A 20,526-nucleotide genomic window follows, 5' to 3' on the forward strand; every position below is an offset into this window, starting at 1 on the left:
TGGAGAGGTGTGTTATGAAAAACGGTATTTTATACATCAATGCTGAAGACTTTGAAGATGTGGTTCTTAAAAGTGATTTACCTGTAATTCTCTATTTCTATTCCGATGACTGCCCGCCCTGTTATGCCTTTGCACCTGTTTTTGAAAGGACTTTTGAAAGGTATAGTGACAAAATAAAGTTTGTGAAAATATACCGTCAGCACAACAGGGAACTGGCAGAAAAACTCAATGTTATGAGCAGCCCTACAGTGCTTCTCTTTAGAGACGGCAAAGAGGTATGTTCAAGGCTGAACGGGTATATAAGCAATCCTGAACTTAGGGCCGGGGTTGAAAACGTCATCGGGGGCATTTGCTCAAGGAAGGAAAGGGAAAAGGTATATTGTGATGTGCTGATTTTAGGCGGGGGACCTGCCGGACTGTCAGCGGCTATATATACTGCCCGTGCAAAGCTGTTTACGGTGGTTGTGGATGAAGGGCTTGTTGGCGGGCAGGTGGCATCAACTTTTCACGTGGCAAACTACCCTGGCACAAACGGGGTGGTAAGGGGTATAGATTTAATGGACAATATGAAAAAACAAGCAGAGGACTTTGGGGCAATTATAGATGATATGAAGGAAGTATCTGAATTAAACTTAGAAGGAGAAGAAAAGTTTGTAAAAACAGATGACACCGACTATTATGCAAAGTCGGTTATTATTGCAACAGGCGCTACCCCCAGAAAACTTCCTGCAGAAGGAGAAAGGGAGTTCAGAGGGCGTGGTGTACATTATTGTGCCACATGTGACGGGGCTATGTACTAGGATGCAAATGTTATTGTAGTGGGCGGGGGTAACTCTGCCGTTGAAGAAGCTGTTTTTTTAACCAGGTATGTAAAGCACGTTACCCTTATTCATCAGCTGGACCATTTTCAAGCTTCAAAAGCGGCTCAGGAAGAATTGTTCAAAAACCCAAATATAAGCATTATTTGGAACAGCCAAGTGAAAAAGATTATAGGAGAGAATTTTGTAAAGGCGGTATTAATAGAAAATGTGAATACAAAGGAAACGCAGGAAATTGAAACAGACGGGGTTTTTGTATACATTGGAATGGAACCTAAGACAGATTTTCTTAAAGGTAAAGTAAAAATGAATGAGCGGGGATATATTATTACTGATGAAGATATGCAGACAAACATTCCCGGAGTATTTGCAGTGGGGGATGTCAGGGAGAAAAAAGTGAGACAGATAGCTACTGCTACAGGTGACGGAGTGGTGGCAGGTGTTATTGTGGAGAAGTATTTAGCGGAAAAACAGCTTATTTTTGCCGGCAAGGCTTGAAAAATATTCACTCAAAATATACAATAAATATAAAATGCAGCGAGAAACAATTTGGTGAACCAAAAACACCAAAATTTCCAAATTATACCAGACAAAAAAATAAACAAGGGGATAATAAAATATGTATGATGTGATAATAATAGGGAAAGGTCCTGCAGGTATATCAGCCTCCTTATATACTGTAAGATCAAATTTAAAAACCCTGGTAATAGGGCAAAATGACAGCTCCCTTAAAAAAGCGGAAAAAATAGAAAACTATTATGGCTTTTCTGAGGTGATAAGCGGCAAAAAGCTTTTAGAAGAGGGGGAAAAACAGGCAGCAAGACTAGGGGTTGAAATACTCAATGATAAGGTTATTTCAATAGAGCAGGATGAAAATTTTAAAGTTTTTACTTCAGAGGGGCAGTATGAAGGTAAAGCAGTACTAATAGCTACAGGTCAGCCGCAAAAAAAAGTGAGGATAGAGAATTTAGAAAATTTTGAAGGCAGGGGTGTAAGCTATTGCAGTACATGTGATGGTTTTTTCTACAACAACCTTAAGGTAGGTGTATTAGGCTACAGCGACTTTGCTGTTCATGAAGCAATTGAATTGGAGGCATTTACAAAGGACATAACCATATTTACAAATGGAAAAGAGCTTGAAGCAAAGGGAAAATACCAGGAAGAAGCCCAAAGGTTTAATATAGTTACCAAGCCAATATACAGGCTTGACGGTGCAGAAGCTTTACAGAAAATATTTTTTAAAGACGGAACCAGTGAGGATATTGACGGTTTGTTTGTAGCTTATGAAAGCCCTTCAAGCGCAGATTTTGCAAGAAAACTTGGAATTATCACCGATAATAATGCTATAGAAGTGGATGAAAATCAGCAGACAAACATTCCGGGGGTTTTTGCAGCAGGGGACTGTACAGGAGCTTTTAAACAGATATCAACGGCTGTTGGTCAGGGAGCCGTTGCAGGCAGGAAAATCATAGAGTATGTAAGGAGTTTACAACAACAAAACTAAAGGAGGTTTTACAATGAACGTTAAAATTTATTCAACACCAACATGTCCGTATTGCATACAGGCAAAAAAGTATCTTGACGGGAAAAATGTTCAATATGAGGAATTTGACGTTTCAAAGGACAGGGATGCAGCTATGGAAATGATTAACAAATCCGGTCAAAGAGGCGTTCCTGTAATTGATGTAAACGGTGAAATAATAGTAGGTTTTGATAAAGCAAGGCTTGACAGCCTGATTTCAGGATAATTTAAAGGAGCTTTATATTTTTAATAGGACAAAAGGACTGTAGCGCTATAAATTAGTGCACAGTCTTTTTTTAATAAATTTTTTACCGAAATGTAATTAAAATTGTTGATGCCCTCAGATTTGATTGAATAACAGATGTAAAAACCTAACAGATGTAAGTAGTCTTGAAAAATCCGTTTTAAAGTAAGGTTTAATAATAAAACACCAGGTGTGCACAAATGCAGAAAATAAGAAAAATTATTATAGTACTTATAAATATAACTAAATATAATATAAAAACAACTGATAATAAGAATTTATAAATTGAAATGAATTTACAAATAAACATAACTATGCTATTCACTATTTTTTTAAAAGAATTAATAAATAAAAAGAGATTAGGTTAAATTTACAAAAATGTACTTCCATAATAAGTTATTACATTATATAATGTTATTTAAAAAATATGTATTTTAATGGGGGGTAATTTTTAAAATGGGAACTAAAATAACAAAAATCATTTCTTATTTGCTTATTATTTCAATGATAATGACAGGATTGGCTCACGCCGCTGAAGGATTAAATTCATCAAATGGAATTGGTACTTATGGAGAAAATTTTTATAGTGGGGATGTACAAAACGCATCTAATGTTAGCAATACTAATATCAGTGGGGAAAATCAAAGTTTTCCCGATATAAAAAATCACTGGTGCCAGGACACCATAGAGAAATTCTTAAGAAAAAACTGGGTTGCAGGCTATGATGACGGTCTGTTCAGACCAGACAGGTTTGTAACCAGAGCAGAGTTTACAGCTATGGTTGTAAACATATTTAAAGAAGAAAAAAAAATAGAAGGAAGTAGTTTTACAGATGTAATTAAAAACGATTGGTTTTATAATGCAGTATCTTATGCAGCAAGTGAAGGTTTAATAGCAGGATATGAAGATGGAACATTTAAACCAATGGCAAATATGCAAAGGCAGGATGCAGCTGTACTTGTATCAAAACTTTTTGAAGTGAATTTTTTTGAAGGTGCAGAAGAATTTGAATTTAAAGATGAGGATACATTTCCTGAGTACTCATATCAGAGCATAAAAAATCTTGCATCTCATGAAATAGTTCGGGGTTATCCTGACGGAACTTTTAAACCATTTAATTTAATAACAAGGGCAGAAGCAGTAAAAATGCTTGATGTGGTGACAAAATATATTGAAGTTCCAGAGCCAGAAGAGACGATACCAGTAGCACCACCAGATACACCTAGCCCAAGTCCAACGGCTACGCCTACAGCGACACCGACTTCTAAACCGTCAGGTGGTTCGCCAAGGGAGCCAAAAACAGATCCAACACAGAAACCTGAACCTGTACATCGTACGTATACAAGTTCGGAGGATTTCAATGAAGGACAGTTGGATAATGTGAGCTTGAGGATAAAGGATCAATTAGTGCTTGGAGACAGGAAGGTTGATCAAGGCACAGGATTGAAGAATGTATATGGAGAAAAGCAGGATTCTTTATACATAGAGGTTGTTCAGAGTGTGGCAAAATCAGTGTTGATGCCGTCCGGCGATACAGTGGAAGTGAATATAGGTTTAAAGGGTTTAGGGGATCCGTTGGTAATTGAAAGGGATCCTATAGACCTGGTAATAGCAATAGATGACTCGGGAAGCATGGAGTGGGGAAATACTGATGATGTGGTGGAAAAGCCCAATCGGTTGGACTATGCAAAAGAAGCATCAAAAAAAGTTATAGACTTGATGCAATCCTTTGACAGGGCGGCAGTAGTTGAGTTTGCGGGAAGTGTATGGATACAGCAGGGATTGACCGATGATAAAGAAGCTTTAAAACAAAGCATTGATAATACACCCGCGTCTCCATGGGATGGCACCGCTATTGGTGTAGCGATAAGCGAGTCGATAGAGATTTTAGAAGAAAAAAGTAATGCCGGGCGGCAGAAGGCAATTTTATTGCTCACGGACGGTGGAGACAATAGGTGGAGTTCTTCTGAAATATTGCGGCAAGCAGCAACGGCAAAAGAGCAAGGCATAAAAATATATTGTGTAGGACTTGGAAGCGGAGCGGATCAGGATTTATTGAAGAATATTTCAAACGCCACAGAGGCAGGATATTCTTTCAGTCCGACCATGGAAGAACTGGAAGAAATGATGTTTGAAGCGGGAAAACAGATTTTTGATACTGCGGGGAAGAATTTAGTATTGGAAACGACGATAGAGGATTATATAGTAGGGGACGGAATCAGCCCTGCACCTTCAAATGTTATTGATAACAGTGATGGAAGCAAAACATATCAATGGAGCTATGGCAACCTCGTCATCGGAGGAGAAAGGAACATATCGATATCCTTTGAGTTTAACGGATTGCTTGATGCGTCAAAGGTTCTATTGATGAAGGATACAAAGCTTGAATATCAGGACAAAGATAATAAATTGATTGAGGTTTACACCGACGATGTCTTGCTTCCGGTAAGCAGATATTGTGATGAAGGAAGCTGGAGTGCGGTATTCGACAGTAAACGCAGCACAACGAAGTGGGGATGCGTTTGGTGGAACGGTAAAATATATAATGACGGAACACTCAAGGTCAAGGTTTCCAGCAGCAAGGACGGAAAAACCTATAGCAGCCCGGTGAGCGTGTCAAATTACAGCAATTTTGACATACCCGACGGAAGGTATGTCAAGCTTGAGGTTGAGTTTAAATGTTCGAGCGATGGTTTCAGTCCAGAATTGTATGATATTACTATCGCAGAGAAGGGTTATAAGATTCCGGCGTATAAAAATGCTGCACCGATAATTGAAGAAGTGTTGCCAGTGTCGGGAACAGTGGGCAAACCCGCATGGCTTATCAGCAAGGTAAGTGATGACTGTATTCCAGACGGAAAAATGACTTTTGACTGGAGAGCTGTTGGGGAAAATTCCGACAAAGTGAGTTTAACGAATGCCGAAAGCTTTATGGCAAAGGCTGTGTTTAGTGAGCCGAGCAAGTATTCTATTGAGTTTAAGGCAAAGGACGGAGGAAAGGTTTCACAGTCAGTTGTTGAGGCTGTTGTGACAGGTATGCCGGCACCGACGCCAACACCGACATCAACACCGACGCCAACACCGACATCAACACCGACGCCAATACCGACGTCAACACCGACGCCAACACCAACACCGACGCCGACACCAACGTCCACGCCGACACCAACACCAACGCCAACACCAACACCAACAGCAACCCCAACCCCAACACCTACACTAACACCAACACCAACACCAAGCACTTTACAGGTAAATATAGGGACAGTAGAAGGAGAGATAAAAGAAGAAATAACAATTCCTGTATCCTTTGAAGGTGCTTCAAAAAGTGGTGTACACAGCTGTGATTTTATATTGTCCTTTGACCCTGATGTTTTAGAAGTACAAGAGGTTATTGCAGGAAATATAATTGAACATTCTGCTGCAAGTTTTGGTTCAACTATTAATAGCGAAGAGGGGACTATAAGGTTTGTATTTTCAGATGATACAGAGTCAGGAACTATAAAGATAGATGGAGAATTTGCAAATATAAAGGCATTAATAAATGAGACTGAAAATATTGGATTTAGTCCAATAGAGTTAGTTAAAGAAGAGTTTGTAGATGCCAACTTAAATATAATGATTGTTACGTTTAATAATGGTGGTGTAAATGTAAAAGCTCCGGAACCAACGCCACCAACGCCACCGGAGTTAACACCGACACCAACTATTGATATTGATTATGAGAAGCCTGTTGTAATTTTGGAAATGAGTTCAACAGTTGTAGACAAAGGCAGTGAGGTAACAATACGTGTTACAGCCACAGACAATGTGAAAGTAGAGTCTGTAAGCGCACAATATGACGGAGTGCCTGTTGATTTAGATGAAAATGGAATAGGGATTATTAAGGCAGATAAGACAGGCATGTTTGAAGTTAATGCCATTGCCATTGATACCCAGGGCAATGAGGGATATGCAAAAAAAGATTTGTTTGTAAAGGGAAAGGCTGACAATATAGCTCCGGAGGTAGCTATTGAAAGTCCGGTTGAGGACTCAAAGATAACATCTCAAATGGATATTATTGGTACCGCATATGATGAAAACCTTGTAAAATATGTTTTGGAATATTCGGAAAAAGGAAAAGGCCAGTATATTAAATTTGCTGAGGGAGATACTCCGGTCAAAAACGGAGTGCTGGGCAGACTGGATGCCACTGTGATGCGGAACGGCCAATATGACATAAAGCTTTCTGCATATGATGAAGGAGGGATTGTATCAACCTGTACCGTTTCATATATGATTGAAGGAGAGCAGAAGGTTGGGAATTTCTCCTTGACCTTTGATGACCTTACTATTCCTATGGCGGGATTGCCTATAACCATTTCACGTACTTATGACAGCCGCAACAAGACAAAGGGTGACTTTGGAATAGGATGGACAATGGATATTCAGGATATACGTATTGAGGAAAATGTTGTACCGGGACAGTATTGGGGACAACAGTCAAGTGGGACTGTATTTACCAGAACATACAGTCTTTATGAAAAACATCCCCATAGTATAACGGTTACTTATCCTGATGGTAAAACAGATGAATTTACAATGGTTCTATCACTATCTTCTCAGCCTTTTATGAAGATTCAGCAAACGGAAGTATCTTTTGCTCCAAAGCCGGGAACGTACTCTAAACTCGAAGCTATAGGAATAGATAACACGGTTTTGGTTTTAGAGGATGGTTTTTATACTTATGACCTTGAATATTATAATCCAAACCGTTATAAATTAACGACAAAAGATGGTATGGTATTTATTATTGACCAGGAAAAAGGTGTTGAGAGTATAACCGATACCAATGGAAATACGGTTACTTATAGCAAGGACGGTATTATACACTCATCAGGGAAAAGTGTAACTTTTTCAAGAGACAGTCAGGGAAGGATAACAAAAATAACCGATCCCATGGGTAATACAATAAACTATGAATATGATCATTACGGGGATTTAGTAAAAGTTACGAATCAGGGAGGAAACGTAACAAGATTTACATATAATTCAAATCATGGATTGGTGGATATAATTGATCCACGTGGTGTAAGGGTAGCCCGTAACGAATATGATGATGAGGGAAGGATTGTTGCACATATTGATGCCGAGGGTAATAGAATAGAGTATTCCAGGGACATGAGCAAAAGGCAGGAAATTATAAGGGACAGATTAGGTAATATTACCGTCTACGAATATGATGAAAAGGGAAATATTTCAAGTATCACCGATGTCCTTGGGAATAAAACTACCTTTACTTATGACGAAAACGGGAACAAGCTTACCGAAACAGATGCATTAGGCAACACCTTTGAGTTTGTTTACGATGAAAAGGGAAACCTCCTAAAGAAGAAGGATTCCATGGGTAATTCCATTGACTGTACTTATAATAATGAAGGTAAAGTACTTACCATAAAAGATTTTGAAGGAAATATAATTACTAATACTTATGATGATAATAGAAATTTAAAAAAGGTTACAGATCCTCTTGGCCATTCAATTGAGTTTGGTTACAACTCTAAAGGACTTGCAACAAGCGTAACCGACCGGTTGGGCAGGGTGGTGCAAATTGCTTATGACAACAACGGTAATCCGGTAAGTGTAACATATCCAAACGGAAATGTTGTTTCATTTACATATGATGACAATGGCAGGTGCCTTAGCACAACCACTACCAGGACAACTTCAGAAGGAATGGTTACGGTTACTACAATAAATACTTATGATAGTCTTGGTAATATTATACAGACTATTGACGGCAACGGTAATGTATCTAAAGCAGAGTACAATGAAATCGGGAAAGTTTCTGCAATGATTGACCGTCTTGGCAGAAGGACGGAATATGATTATGATGTGTTTGGCAATATTATAAGGATTAAATATCCGGACGGAACAGAAGAAAGATTTGAATACGACTTGGAAGGAAGAAATACAGCAGCTATAAGCCCTGAGGGTAAAAGAATTGAATTCCGTTATGACAAGCTTGGAAGGGTAATTCAGGAAATATACCCTGACGGTGCATATGTAAGTTTTGAGTATGATGCATTGGGCAGAGTAGTCAAAGTAACGGATGGAAGAGGTTATTCAACGGAATATAAATACGATGCCCTTGGCAGAAACATAGAAGTGAAAGACGCCCTTGGAAACATAACGAAATATGAATATGAAAACAGTCCAAGACCTAAGAGAATGATTGATGCAAGGGGTAATGTCACAAGCTTTGAATATGATGGGAACGGTCATCAGACTAAGGTTATATATCCTGATGGGTCTTATATTGAAGTTAAGTATGACGCAGAGGGAAATATAATATCAAAAAGGGATCAAGCAGGAAATATAACACTTTTTGATTACGATGGATCTGGAAATCTTATTAGAATAACAGATGCTTTAGGAAACAAAACCGTATATGGTTATGATGAAATTGGAAACCTTATATCAATTAAAGATGCAAACGGTAATGTAACAACTTTTGAGTATGACAATTTGGGAAGGATGATAAAAAGGACTCTTCCTTTAGGAATGTCAGAAAGTTTTGTATATGATGCGGAAGGCAATTTAATTTCAAAGACTGACTTTAACGGAAATGAAATAAAATATGAGTATGATGTGGTTGGGCAGTTAACGGCAAAGATTTTGCCGGATGGTTCTAAAGAAACTTATACTTATACAAAAGACGGATATTTAAGTACCGTCACAGACAAAAGAGGAACAACTGTTTTTGAGTACGATGAAGCAAACAGGCTTAAATCAAAGACAGATCCTGATGGTACAAAGGTGTTTTACACATATGATAAACAAGGTAATGTAGAGACCATTACCAGCAAAGCCGGTACTATTAAATATACATATGATGAAATAGGCAGGTTATCCACTGTTGAAGACCAGTGGGGAGGCATAACAAAATATGAATATGATGAAGTAGGAAACCTTATAAAAGAAATAAAGCCTAACGGAACCACTGCAAAATACACCTATGATGACCTGAACAGATTAATTAAGCTTGAGAACATAAAAGACGACGGTACTGTACTGTCTTCCTATACTTATACACTGGGACCTTCAGGTAACAGGATAAAAGTAGTTGAAAATACAGGCAGGACCGTTGATTATGAATATGACAAATTATACAGGCTTGTTAAGGAGACAATTACTCAGTCTGATGGTAAAACAAGGGTTATAAGCTATACTTATGATGTAGTAGGCAACAGGCTTGAAAAGAATGACGATGGAGTTATAACCAAATACAAGTATGACAAAAATGACAGATTGTTGACAGAAGGAGAAATTAAGTACTCATATGATGACAACGGTAACCTTATAAGTAAAACCGGTCCGGATGAAACCACAATTTATGAATACGATTATGAAAACAGGCTTATTCTTTCTAAAACAACAACTATACAAGGAATAAACAGGGTTGAATACACCTATGATGTATTTGGAAACAGGGTACAAAAAGTTATAGATGAAGTAAATGTTATAAATTATGTTGTGGATTTAAACACATTGTATGCCAGGGTATTGGAAGAAAGGGATGCTGACGGTAATTTAATTGCGGCATATGTGCACAGCGATATTGGGGTTATTCTACAGTCAAGAAACGGAGTGAAAAGTTATTACCATTATGACGGACTTGGCAGTACCAGACTTTTAACTGATGAAACACAGAGTATAACCGATACCTATACATATGATGCTTTTGGGAACATAATATCAAGTACAGGAAACACTGTAAACGAATTTTTGTTTACCGGAGAACAGTATGATGCAAATATAGGATTTTATTACCTGAGAGCAAGATATATGGATCCTTCGGTAGGAAGATTCATAACGGCGGATCCATTTGGCGGGTTTATGTTTGAACCGTTAAGTCTGCACAAATACTTATATGCAAATGCAGACCCGGTAAACAAAATTGATCCGTCCGGATATTTTTCCATTCAGGAGCTTGCGACTACCCAGACCATACAGGGCATCATAAGCTCAGTTAATTGGAAGTGTATTGGAACTACCATACTGAGAAATGCTTTAAAAGGCCTGGTAAGAGGTATGATTTTTGGAGGTATTGATGCTTGGCTGGGTGGAGGCACTATAGAGGATATTGTAAACGGAATATTAAGCGGAGGAATAACTGGCTTCTTATTAGGTCCATTGGCAATGATAAACAGGCTAAGGCCGGTATTTATAGCCTTCGGGCTTGGAAGCGGCATAAAAGGTGTATACGATTCAATTAAGAACGGAGAATATGATCAGGCAGCATTTAGAGCAACATTTGTAATTTTAACGCTTTGGGAACTAAAGAAAGGAGTATGGGATAAGCGGGCTTGCTTTACAGAGGAAACTCTAGTGCTGACGGAAGATGGCTATAAGCAGATAAAGGATATACAGGAAGAAGATTTTGTATATTCAGAGAATGTTGAGACAGGCGAAAAAGGCTTAAAGAAAGTTGCTAAAGTGTTTGTGAGGGAAGTACACAAGCTTATTCATGTATATGTTGATGGTGAGGAAATAAACACTACTGATACGCATCCGTTCTGGGTTGAAGGCAAGGGCTGGATAGAGGCCGGTGAATTAAAAACAGGAGATGTATTAAGGCTTTATACAGGTGAGTTGAAAACTGTAGAAAAAGTTGAAATAGAGGTTTTCGACAGACCGGTAAAGGTATATAATTTTGAAGTAGAGGATTGGCATACTTATTATGTGACAGAACAGGGAGTTTTGGTACATAATGCGAAGAATTATGATGGGAATAGCGGATCTACAAATAAGAAAGTAAATAGAGGTAGAAAACCAGGACCTACTGTTGATAAAAATACTGGTCATGAGGTAGGAAGATTTATTGCGGATAATAAAGGAAATGTTATGATTGAACCTAAGGGAGGAAGTACTGTTCCAGCAGGAAGAGGTGGTGTAGATACCCATACTTTATATCCTAACGGTTCTAATTATCAAAGATATAATCCTAATGGGCATCCACGAAGTTCATCTACGCCACATGGTCATGGTCATCTTCAAGGTACTGGCCCAGGAATGAGTGGCCAAGGCCCTTCAATTGATGTAAATGGTAATATAGTACCTTGGAATAGTCCAGATGCTCATTGGAAAGTTTATTAAAAAGGAGAATACGAATGAATGCAATTGATTTTTTAAAAACATTATATTTTGGAGATAGGTATTGCACTAAATTATTACTTGATAGTGCCAATAATAAAGTTGAATTACATATTAATCAAGTATCCCGTATTAGAGACAAATCTGGGGAGTGGAATTATTATACAGATGAGGACATTGAAAATGGTATTCTCGTATTTACCGATATAAAAAAAGTGTTTTTGGATGAATCAGGACTATTACCTAATGACCAAATATATGATGTATACGCTAATGAGCATGATGGTGTTTATGAATTTGTCATCGAAACAAGTTATGTTGATGCCAGTGCATTAACACATGATTTAACAATACGGATAATTGGAGAAGGGGTTTATCTCTTAGATCCTACAAAGCCAGATGTAAGAATACAGGATTAAGTTTATTTTGCTGGCATAACAAGGCGGTTGTCTTTATGATGACCGCCTTTCTTTTGTTTGATAATATGACTATGCAGCATTTAGTGTTGTTACAGGTGAGCTGAAAACAATAGGAAAAGTTGAGATAGAAGTTTTCGACAAACCGGTAAAGGTATATAATTTTGAAGTAGAGGATTGGCATACTTATTATGTGACAGAACAGGGAGTTTTGGTACATAATGCGAAGAATTATGATGGGAATGGTAACACAGGAGTTGGTAATAAGGGAACGCGTAGTACTGTTGATGATTTTATAAAAGCAAATGTAAACCCCAATTTCCAACAAAACGTAAAAAATGCATTTACATCTGATGCTAAAGCAACAACCTTAACAAAAGATTTAACAGTATATCGCTATCATGGAGGAACATCAAGTGGAAAGAGCTATTGGTATACTCCAAACTTAACTTCAAATCCAGCAGCAGACTTAGCATTACCAGCTGGAAACACATATCAATATGTTGATACTTATATTATACCGAAAGGTACAACAATACTTGAGGGTACGGTAGCACCTAATTTTGGACAGCCTGGAGGTGGGTATCAAATATATGTTCCTAATCCAACAGTTGTAATTCCAAAATAGATAATAGGGAGGAAATTAAATGAAATATCCAATTAGTAGTTTACAAGCTGATATTAAAAATTGCATTGAGATGTGTAATGTAGAGATCACCAAAAGAAAGAATGGTATTAATGGGGAGAGTACTCTAGAACAACTCGAAAGTGTCATTTTGCCTGAATTAAAAGAATTATTAAAAAGAATTGAAGAGAATAATCTGCCGATACAGTCAGAAAGATATTTGAATTCTTTCGCTTATGCTTTTAAGGTATGGGGATGGAATATGGAAACGCCATCAGCATTATTTATAAAATTGACTGAAATAAACAATAATTACGGGCAATTAGAAGAATAATTGTATTGGCTAATTAATAAATTCTACTCTTAATACTCTTAAGAGAGGTCACACAGTTTCGACTGGTGTGGCCTTTTTTCTTATCAATGCTTGACAATATGTAATACATTGTGATACAATAGAACCAGCGAGAAATACAGGAGGTGCAATAATGTCTACAGAAAAGGATAGTATGTTACGGGTAAGGCTTACACAAAGGCAGTCGGATGAATTGGATGCGATTATTGGTGAGCTTCAAGCACAAATGCCGGAGGCAAGTGTTACCACATCAAGCATAGCAAGATACGCTCTGGAGAAGTATGTGAGCGACCATATCGCCAAGCGTGACGGTACCAAGATTTTCATTGAAATCAACACTGCTGATGCCACAGAAGAGGACATAAAGAATCTCTACGACCTTCTTTCCAAGTTTTTTGACGAAACAAAGGAGAATTACTCACCAATGGTTCATTACATGGTTGGAGAGATATTAGAGCCTCTGATGATGAAGATGGCAAGACTCATGAAGCTAAAGAAGCCGGAGGTGAAGGCGAATGAGTAAGAAAAAGTACATTGTCCGCTGCCCTAATTGCAATTACAGGGTATTTGATGCTGATTACGCTGATGTTGAAATCAAATGCCCGGTATGCAGGAAGGTTTTTGAAGTAAAGCTGGAGAAAAAGGCGGGGTAAAAAGTGAATAAATCTGGCACAGAGCCACAAAGGGAGCGAATGACTCACCTATAGAGCCTGGCAGATAGTCTTAAAAACTATTTGTCAGGCTTTATTTTTCAGCATGACAGGAGGTGAGAATTTGAAAAAGACAATGATGGACGCAGTATTAAAATATGCAGAAGCCTATATCCCGGTCATACCATTGCACTGGATTTGTGAAGATGGCTCCTGCTCCTGCAAGAAGGGACAACAATGTGACAGCAAGGGAAAGCATCCGTTATATAGCAGCTGGTACAAGAATTCTACTTCTGATATTGAGCAAATAAGGAAATGGTGGACGAAAACCCCCAATGCCAATATAGGCATTCCTACAGGTGAGAAATCCGACTGGCTGGTGCTTGATGTGGATGACGGCGGTGATGAAACCATATCTGCACTTGAAGCAACACATGGAAAACTTCCGGATACGGTTACTGCTGTTACCGGAGGTGGAGGTCGGTACTATGTTTTTAAATACCCTCAAGGCCGGAGTATTCCCAATAAGACCAAGTTTGCACCGGGACTTGATACCCGCTCAACAGGTAGTCTGATTGTCGTAGCTCCAAGCATTCATGTAAGCGATAATCGGTATGAATGGATAAAAGATCATTCTCCCTTTGACAGAACCCCGGTAGAAGCTCTAGCATGGTTGTTGAAGCTTATGGAAAGGGTGGAAGTATTGCTTACACCCTTTGAAGGTAGCAGTATTATTGCCGAGATTAAGGAAGGAAACCGCAACAGTACCCTGACGAGCCTTGCCGGAACCATGAGGGGAAGAGAAATGACAGAAGAGAGCATCTATGCAGCATTGCTTGCAGAAAACAACGCAAGGTGCAATCCTCCGCTTGATGAAGCGGAAGTTAGAAAGATAGCGCACAGTGTCAGTCGATACCAGCCAAATCTTACGGGGAAGAAGCATTACCACTGACAATTTCAGGAGCTTGCGACTACCCAGACCATACAGGGCATCATAAGTTCAGTTAATTGGAAGTGTATTGGAATTACCATACTGAGAAATGCTTTAAAAGGCCTGGTAAGAGGTATGATTTTTGGAGGTATTGATGCTTGGCTGGGTGGAGGCACTATAGAGGATATTGTAAACGGAATATTAAGCGGAGGAATAACTGGCTTCTTATTAGGTCCATTGGCAATGATAAACAGGCTAAGACCGGTATTTATAGCCTTTGGGCTTGGAAGCGGCATAAAAGGTGTATACGATTCAATTAAGAACGGAGAATATGATCAGGCAGCATTTAGAGCAACATTTGTAATTTTAACGCTTTGGGAACTAAAGAAAGACCAGCTAATTAAAGTCAAGAGTTTTTAAGAAAAAATTTTAAGAATTTTCTAAAACTCCTGACAGCGAAAAAAGGCACAACGACAAGACCACCTAAGATTAGTAGACATAAAATAGCTGGCCTGAAATAGTAAATTGATCTTTGAAAACTAAACATCGAGTACAAGTACTACTAAGCTGCTGTGTGCTTCGCTGCAAGCATTTGCGCGTGCTCTTGGGGAGAACGTAATTCGTAAGGCTTTCTATCCCTAAGAACAGCAAAAATATAATTAACAAGCTTACGCATAACAGCCCCCAAAGCTACTTTCTTGGGCTTGCTCTGGCATTTGTTTTTGTAATATTCCATCAGTACAGGGTTGTAAGCTGTTTTGTCCCGCTTGGTGCGGATATTAGCAAGAGCAATTGTGAAAAGTACTCTGCGAAGCAGTCTTGACCCCCTTTTTGACATCTTGTTTTGTGTGCCGGTAAACTCTCCGGACTGCATTACAGAGGGGTCAATACCGAAATAAGCAACTAGCTTGCCTGGCTTTGAAAAGGCTGAAAAGTCGCCAATTTCAGCCAGAATGGTAACAGCAGAGATAAGTCCTATACCTGGAATGCTTTGTAGAAGCTCGAGAGTCAGTGCCAGCATGGGCATGTCCTTTGCCATATCTTCAATAATCAATGAACGAATGGCTTTGAGGACTTTCTCAAGGTTTTCTTCCAAGGTTTTAATCATAGAGATATACACACCAAGCATGGCAACATTTGAAGAGTTACTAATGCTTAAAGGTGCAAATTCTTTGGCCTTGGAATTCAAAAGCTCATACTTTGCAGTTGCCCATTTAAGGCTTCTGCGGGAATTCTTCTTTATCAGTGCAATCAACTTGTTTCTGTTCGCTTTAAGAATATGCACAGGTGCAGGATATTTCTCCAATACTGCAAGAGCAGCCTTTGAAAAGATATTAGGGAATACATCCTTGAAGTTTAGCATGAGTTGGTCAACAATACCCATAAGCCTGTTTTTGTAAGCAGTAAGTTCGTCAGAGAGCTTGTAGTACTGGCGGCAAAGGCTTCGCAGACATTCAATATCCTCGTCGGGGATATTGGTAGTTTTAAGCTCCTGAAATCTGTATAGCAGAGCAATTTTCCGGGCATCCACTTTATCATTTTTCACTTTCCTTATTCCAATATTTTTGATAGAATCAGTTTGGATGGGGTTTATGACAGAAACCTCAAATCCAGCTTTATAAAGTGAATGGAAAAGGATTTTGTGATAGTGCCCAGTGGATTCCATGACGACGAAAGGCCTAGAATCAAAGTCCTTTTCCGTTTTTTTCAGTAATTCAACGGCTCTTTCAACGTCAGTACTGGAATCATGGCGGATCTTCATGCGGGCAATTACTTCATTGGATGGAGAAAGAATTGCCATCTCACTGAAGAACTTGCCGACATCGATTCCGGCGATGGGTCTAAAATTCATAAAAATGCCTCCTTTATAAGATTAATGGACTTAAAAGACTCCATTCCTTCTCATGTAAGTAAACAACCTTGCGTGTGACACGAGGAGCCAGCTGAAATGCTGGCCTCAACCAGCCAAATCATTTAGACTTACCGGAATGGATAAATACTCTTTCTTACGGGTAGTCGGCCCAATAAGGTCCGTCCTAGGAGTGATTACAAACACTCTCCAAGTCCGGAAAATATTATACATGATTGACAAGGTTCAGGCCAGACGAAAGCTAGCAAGCGGTCATAGATGGGGAACCGCAGGCGGCAGGATTTGAAAGCCGCCGCCATCCCCTAGGGGATGGCACATAGAAGTGCTTGATGTTTAGAAAAGCAACAAATATGACATTATGTTAACAGGGTCGAACAGTGGCAAAAGTCACTGATGAAATAACAATGTTAATTGTACAAGGAGTATATTAATTATGAAGAAAATAATAAGTATGATTTTAAGTGTAGCTTTAGTTGTTTAACTATCGTTAAATTTGTTTGCTTTTGAAATTTCTGACAATGCATATAGTGATATTGGTACATTAACTTTTACTAAAGACGACATCCTTACATTAGAAAAATACATATCTGTTAACAAAAAAGGATTCTTTGAAATTGATAAAAAACAAGCAAAAGCTGATGGCGTTAATAACTCTTTGTTAAACGGGCAGGAAGATTACTTAAAGCATATTAACTCCTTAATTAAAACTGGAGAACTAACAGCAAACGAAAGTTTGGAGATAGAAAGTAATAATACTTTAGCACTTAGGTCTGGTCATTGGTGGAGTTGTGGCGGTGGTATGAATACAAGTGTATCATATCATTGGTGGGGATATAGTAGGTATGCCTGTGATTGTGAAACACAAAGAATGTCTGCTGACTTTAATAGTTGTGCTTCTGTAGGTTCTGGCATTACATTAGTGGCAGCGTACTTTGGTGCTGTTCCAGCAATTCCACCAGGATTATCATCGGCATATTTTTGGCTATTATCATCTCGCTTAGACGCCAATAACCATGGTAGAGGTGTGTATGTCGAAATGACATGGTTATTGGTTTTTAACATTACACCTCAGTAATTAAAATGTAACAAAATAATTTATTAAGGAGGGTAAATCAATGTGGCAATTATACGTGAAGTATGCCCTTCCCATTTTTGTTTTGAGTATTATTGGAATATCGATTTTTCGAGAAATTAAACAGTACAAAAAGCTTCAAGGTGATTCTAAAGCAAAAACTAAGATAATAAAAAAATATGCTGTTATGATAACCATTTCACTTTTACTTTTAGCAGTATCAATTACACTCTTTGTAATAAAATAGAAGCTTTTAATAATAAAAAACTAACATTTAGATATTGTTTAAATGTTAGTTTTTTTATCTATTTGATCATACTTATATTCCTTAACTGTCAGAGTTTCTTCATTAATATATATAGACACTTTCACCAGTGCCATTTTTTCAAGGTTCAAATAATATAAGTTATTTATTATAGCTTCGCCAAAACAAATTAATGGTAGTTGTTTTATTATTATATAGAATTAAGTTTATTAAAATCTATATCTTTAAAACCATTTGAAAACCAATGTGTTAAATGTTTAACCATGAAAACAATTTCTTGAGTTGTTGAAGTATGTTTTGTGAGTACAAATTTATCTTTAAAAATATTGGATGACATTTGAATTGTAATATCCTCTAATGCTTTTGTAATTCCTCCTGAATAAGTATTCTGTTTTTGATTATATTCACAAGTAGATGGATTCCCAAAAATAATATGTTTTCTACATGCTTGTGGTCTTACAATATATATAGAGCAATCTCCTGATTCTAATAAAAATGGACACGGTATTTGCATTTGAAAATATTTATGGTGCTTCGCTATTTTGTGTGGGTAAATGATATGTAAAACTTAGAGTATAATTATAGTTGGCAAGACAAGTAAATAATTAGGAGATATCCGAAGATATCTCCCATATACATAAATCATCCTGTATAATGTTAATTGACAAAAAAAAACATTGATAGGAGTAGATTTATGTATAACCTAAGTGTAAACGGAAACGGTGTTAATTTCAAGGATTTAGAGAAAAAAATATATAAATATGCCTGTGAACAGGCATGTAAGATGATGACAGAGATTCTGACAAATTTAGATAAAATGCTTTTGGAGAAAAGGGATAAAAAAGTTTTTAGATTCAAGGTGTTCAAGCATACTTGTATTAAGACAATCATGGGACCCGTGGAGATTGATCGAAGGGTTTATGAATATGTTGATGAAAACGGGAAGAAAAGCTACAGATATTTGCTTGATGAATATCTGGAAATGGAAACTATAGGTCACATGTCTGCAAACCTTGTTGAGAAGATGGTTGAAAATGCAACAAACGTTTCTATGCGTAAGGCTGCACAGAACATAAAAGAAATGACGAACCAGGATGTAAGCCATATGGCTGTTTGGAATATAGTGCAGGAGTTAGGTCAGCGGATTGAGAAACATGAAGATGAAAAAATTAAGCAATATGAGGATTGTAAACTTAATGGCCAAAAAGAAGTAAAGGTATTGTTTGAAGAAGCAGATGGTGTTTGGCTCTGCATGCAAGGAAAAGACAAGCCTAAAAAGGGTCGAAAGAAAGAGTTGAAGCTTTCAGTGACGTATGAAGGATGGGTCAGGAGAAGTGGGAAGAAAGAAGCCTATTTGTTAAAAAACAAACGTGTATGTGCTGGGTTTACTGATTCCCGTAAGTTCAAGAAACTTAGAGATACAAAGATAGCAGAAGAGTATAATGTGGATGAAATTGAAACTAAGATTGTTAATGGAGATGGAGCAAGTTGGATAAAAGAAGGGCTTGGCGAGGAGGGTGTCTATTATCAGTTAGATCCCTTCCACAAGAGCCAGGCTGTTTTGAGGAATGTACCGGACAAAAAAGAAGCCGTAAAGCTGATAAAGCAGCTTCATGAGGGTGAGGAAGAGAAAGCCTTAGAACGCATAAAGGAACTTATGTATGAATGTGGTGGAGAAGAATTGCCTGTTAAGAAGTTAAAGACGCTTGAGGGATATTTAACGGCGAATAAGGAGGGATTAAGACCTTACCATTTAAGAGAAGACATAAAGATGCCAGAAGCACCGGAAGGGCTTTTATACAGGCATTTAGGCACGATGGAACACAATATATGCGATGTATTGGCTCAACGAATGAAAGGAAGGAAAATGAGTTGGTCAATAAAAGGGGCAAACAATCTTTCGAAGATTCTTGCAGAGAAATTCAGTGGCAGTCTTTATACCACTATAGATAAATTACTATATGGGGTTATTCCTGAACAGAAGTTTGAAGAAATTGTGGATGCTATCAAAAGGGTTGCCAGTAAGGTTCCGAGTAAACTAAAAAAGCAAAAAACATATAAAATTCATGAAGCGACTCGTCCATTTGAAGGATGTGCAGTTACTGAGGGCAGGAAGGCTATTAGAAATATTTTTAATGATCGATGTGCAACAGAATTAATATATCGATAAAGTAGAAAAGATATTTAAGCACATTTACAATGAGGTATTCCTGTATGATATTAAGAAAACAGGTTAACTTGATTAAATTATAAAAAGTAGTGTTTATGCCGCGAAAGCCTCTTGACAATGAGTAATCAGCATGTTAGGCTTCTATGCCAAGCATCAGACATACTTACATAGAATATCTCCTTGTTCAGAATGGTTGATGCCGCTGATGCCTCAAAACATGCTGTAAGAGGCTTGTTGTCAAGAGGATCGTGGAATAAATGTGTGGAACTATGTTGCATAGTAAAAAAAGTGGGTTTTTAATGCATAACAAGCCAAACTTTCCAGAAAGAAGTTCACTAAATTAAAAGTATGAGGATTTCACATTGACCTTCAAAGCAAGTAAACCAATAAAATAACAGGATGAAGAGATCATTGCCAACTTTTACTTGACACAAACTTTTTGGATAAGATTATTGA

Annotated in this window: 15 protein-coding genes and 1 pseudogene; 14 read left to right on the top strand and 2 right to left on the bottom strand. The window is 37.9% G+C overall.

Going from position 1 to position 20,526, the window contains the following annotated elements:
* Nucleotides 1-14 precede the first annotated feature (14 nt).
* From trxB to HVS_RS01870, 11 genes and pseudogenes are all read left to right on the top strand, one after another.
* A pseudogene (gene trxB, locus HVS_RS01825) lies at nt 15-1,316 on the top strand (thioredoxin-disulfide reductase).
* Nucleotides 1,317-1,437: 121 nt separating this feature from the next.
* A complete protein-coding gene (locus HVS_RS01830) occupies nt 1,438-2,322 on the top strand; it encodes an NAD(P)/FAD-dependent oxidoreductase (protein WP_101298753.1) in 885 nt (294 codons plus the stop codon).
* 13 nt (nt 2,323-2,335) lie between these two features.
* Nucleotides 2,336-2,566 (top strand): glutaredoxin family protein, encoded by a 231-nt coding sequence (locus HVS_RS01835; protein WP_101298754.1) that lies wholly within the window; start codon nt 2,336-2,338, stop codon nt 2,564-2,566.
* 474 nt (nt 2,567-3,040) lie between these two features.
* The gene (locus HVS_RS01840) at nt 3,041-11,722 is read left to right on the top strand and encodes an S-layer homology domain-containing protein (RefSeq protein ID WP_101298755.1); all 8,682 of its coding nucleotides are present in this window, start codon (nt 3,041-3,043) and stop codon (nt 11,720-11,722) included.
* Nucleotides 11,723-11,736: 14 nt separating this feature from the next.
* Nucleotides 11,737-12,138, top strand: coding sequence for a DUF6258 family protein (locus HVS_RS01845; protein ID WP_101298756.1), 402 nt, complete (start codon nt 11,737-11,739; stop codon nt 12,136-12,138).
* 124 nt (nt 12,139-12,262) lie between these two features.
* Nucleotides 12,263-12,763 carry a polymorphic toxin-type HINT domain-containing protein gene (locus tag HVS_RS16865; protein WP_278278683.1) on the top strand — a complete coding sequence of 167 codons (501 nt, stop codon included), beginning with the start codon at nt 12,263-12,265 and terminating at the stop codon, nt 12,761-12,763.
* A gap of 19 nt (nt 12,764-12,782) precedes the next feature.
* On the top strand, nt 12,783-13,094 hold the full coding sequence (locus tag HVS_RS01855; protein ID WP_101298757.1) for a hypothetical protein: 312 nt from the start codon (nt 12,783-12,785) through the stop codon (nt 13,092-13,094).
* A gap of 151 nt (nt 13,095-13,245) precedes the next feature.
* A complete protein-coding gene (locus HVS_RS01860) occupies nt 13,246-13,635 on the top strand; it encodes a hypothetical protein (RefSeq protein ID WP_101298758.1) in 390 nt (129 codons plus the stop codon).
* Nucleotides 13,628-13,765: a TFIIB-type zinc ribbon-containing protein gene (locus HVS_RS16650; RefSeq protein WP_169926531.1), complete on the top strand. Its 138-nt coding sequence runs from the start codon at nt 13,628-13,630 to the stop codon at nt 13,763-13,765. The genes HVS_RS01860 and HVS_RS16650 overlap by 8 nt, the downstream gene beginning before the upstream one ends.
* Before the next feature lie 121 nt (nt 13,766-13,886).
* Entirely contained in the window at nt 13,887-14,714 is an 828-nt protein-coding gene (locus HVS_RS01865) for a bifunctional DNA primase/polymerase (protein ID WP_101298759.1), read from the top strand.
* Between the two features lie 114 nt (nt 14,715-14,828).
* Complete coding sequence (locus tag HVS_RS01870; RefSeq protein WP_101298760.1) at nt 14,829-15,113, top strand: hypothetical protein; 285 nt, start codon at nt 14,829-14,831, stop codon at nt 15,111-15,113.
* 142 nt (nt 15,114-15,255) lie between these two features.
* On the opposite strand, the gene HVS_RS01875 is transcribed toward HVS_RS01870, so the two are convergent.
* Nucleotides 15,256-16,545 (bottom strand): IS110-like element ISCth8 family transposase, encoded by a 1,290-nt coding sequence (locus HVS_RS01875; protein ID WP_101298761.1) that lies wholly within the window; start codon nt 16,543-16,545, stop codon nt 15,256-15,258.
* Nucleotides 16,546-17,056: 511 nt separating this feature from the next.
* Here HVS_RS01875 and HVS_RS01880 point away from each other — a divergent pair.
* Nucleotides 17,057-17,638 (top strand): hypothetical protein, encoded by a 582-nt coding sequence (locus HVS_RS01880; protein ID WP_101298762.1) that lies wholly within the window; start codon nt 17,057-17,059, stop codon nt 17,636-17,638.
* Nucleotides 17,639-17,678: 40 nt separating this feature from the next.
* The gene (locus HVS_RS01885; protein ID WP_101298763.1) at nt 17,679-17,882 is read left to right on the top strand and encodes a hypothetical protein; all 204 of its coding nucleotides are present in this window, start codon (nt 17,679-17,681) and stop codon (nt 17,880-17,882) included.
* 208 nt (nt 17,883-18,090) lie between these two features.
* On the opposite strand, the gene HVS_RS16355 is transcribed toward HVS_RS01885, so the two are convergent.
* The gene (locus tag HVS_RS16355) at nt 18,091-18,414 is read right to left on the bottom strand and encodes a YkgJ family cysteine cluster protein (RefSeq protein ID WP_159063344.1); all 324 of its coding nucleotides are present in this window, start codon (nt 18,412-18,414) and stop codon (nt 18,091-18,093) included.
* Nucleotides 18,415-18,594: 180 nt separating this feature from the next.
* Between HVS_RS16355 and HVS_RS01890 the strand changes: the two genes are divergently transcribed.
* Nucleotides 18,595-20,070, top strand: coding sequence for an ISLre2 family transposase (locus tag HVS_RS01890; RefSeq protein ID WP_101298764.1), 1,476 nt, complete (start codon nt 18,595-18,597; stop codon nt 20,068-20,070).
* Nucleotides 20,071-20,526: the final 456 nt, after the last annotated feature.

This window comes from Acetivibrio saccincola (assembly GCF_002844395.1).
In the GTDB taxonomy this organism is placed as follows: Bacteria; Bacillota; Clostridia; order Acetivibrionales; family Acetivibrionaceae; genus Herbivorax; species Herbivorax saccincola.

Excerpts from the sequence above, each read along its gene's own strand:
- HVS_RS16650 (WP_169926531.1), top strand. The coding sequence starts at position 13,628 with ATGAGTAAGAAAAAGTACATTGTCCGCTGCCCTAATTGCAATTACAGG.
- HVS_RS01835 (WP_101298754.1), top strand. The coding sequence starts at position 2,336 with ATGAACGTTAAAATTTATTCAACACCAACATGTCCGTATTGCATACAG.
- HVS_RS01890 (WP_101298764.1), top strand. The coding sequence starts at position 18,595 with ATGTATAACCTAAGTGTAAACGGAAACGGTGTTAATTTCAAGGATTTA.
- HVS_RS01840 (WP_101298755.1), top strand. The coding sequence starts at position 3,041 with ATGGGAACTAAAATAACAAAAATCATTTCTTATTTGCTTATTATTTCA.
- HVS_RS01885 (WP_101298763.1), top strand. The coding sequence starts at position 17,679 with ATGTGGCAATTATACGTGAAGTATGCCCTTCCCATTTTTGTTTTGAGT.
- HVS_RS01870 (WP_101298760.1), top strand. The coding sequence starts at position 14,829 with ATGATTTTTGGAGGTATTGATGCTTGGCTGGGTGGAGGCACTATAGAG.
- HVS_RS01875 (WP_101298761.1), bottom strand. The coding sequence starts at position 16,545 with ATGAATTTTAGACCCATCGCCGGAATCGATGTCGGCAAGTTCTTCAGT.
- HVS_RS01860 (WP_101298758.1), top strand. The coding sequence starts at position 13,246 with ATGTCTACAGAAAAGGATAGTATGTTACGGGTAAGGCTTACACAAAGG.
- HVS_RS01855 (WP_101298757.1), top strand. The coding sequence starts at position 12,783 with ATGAAATATCCAATTAGTAGTTTACAAGCTGATATTAAAAATTGCATT.
- HVS_RS01845 (WP_101298756.1), top strand. The coding sequence starts at position 11,737 with ATGAATGCAATTGATTTTTTAAAAACATTATATTTTGGAGATAGGTAT.
- HVS_RS01830 (WP_101298753.1), top strand. The coding sequence starts at position 1,438 with ATGTATGATGTGATAATAATAGGGAAAGGTCCTGCAGGTATATCAGCC.
- HVS_RS16355 (WP_159063344.1), bottom strand. The coding sequence starts at position 18,414 with ATGCAAATACCGTGTCCATTTTTATTAGAATCAGGAGATTGCTCTATA.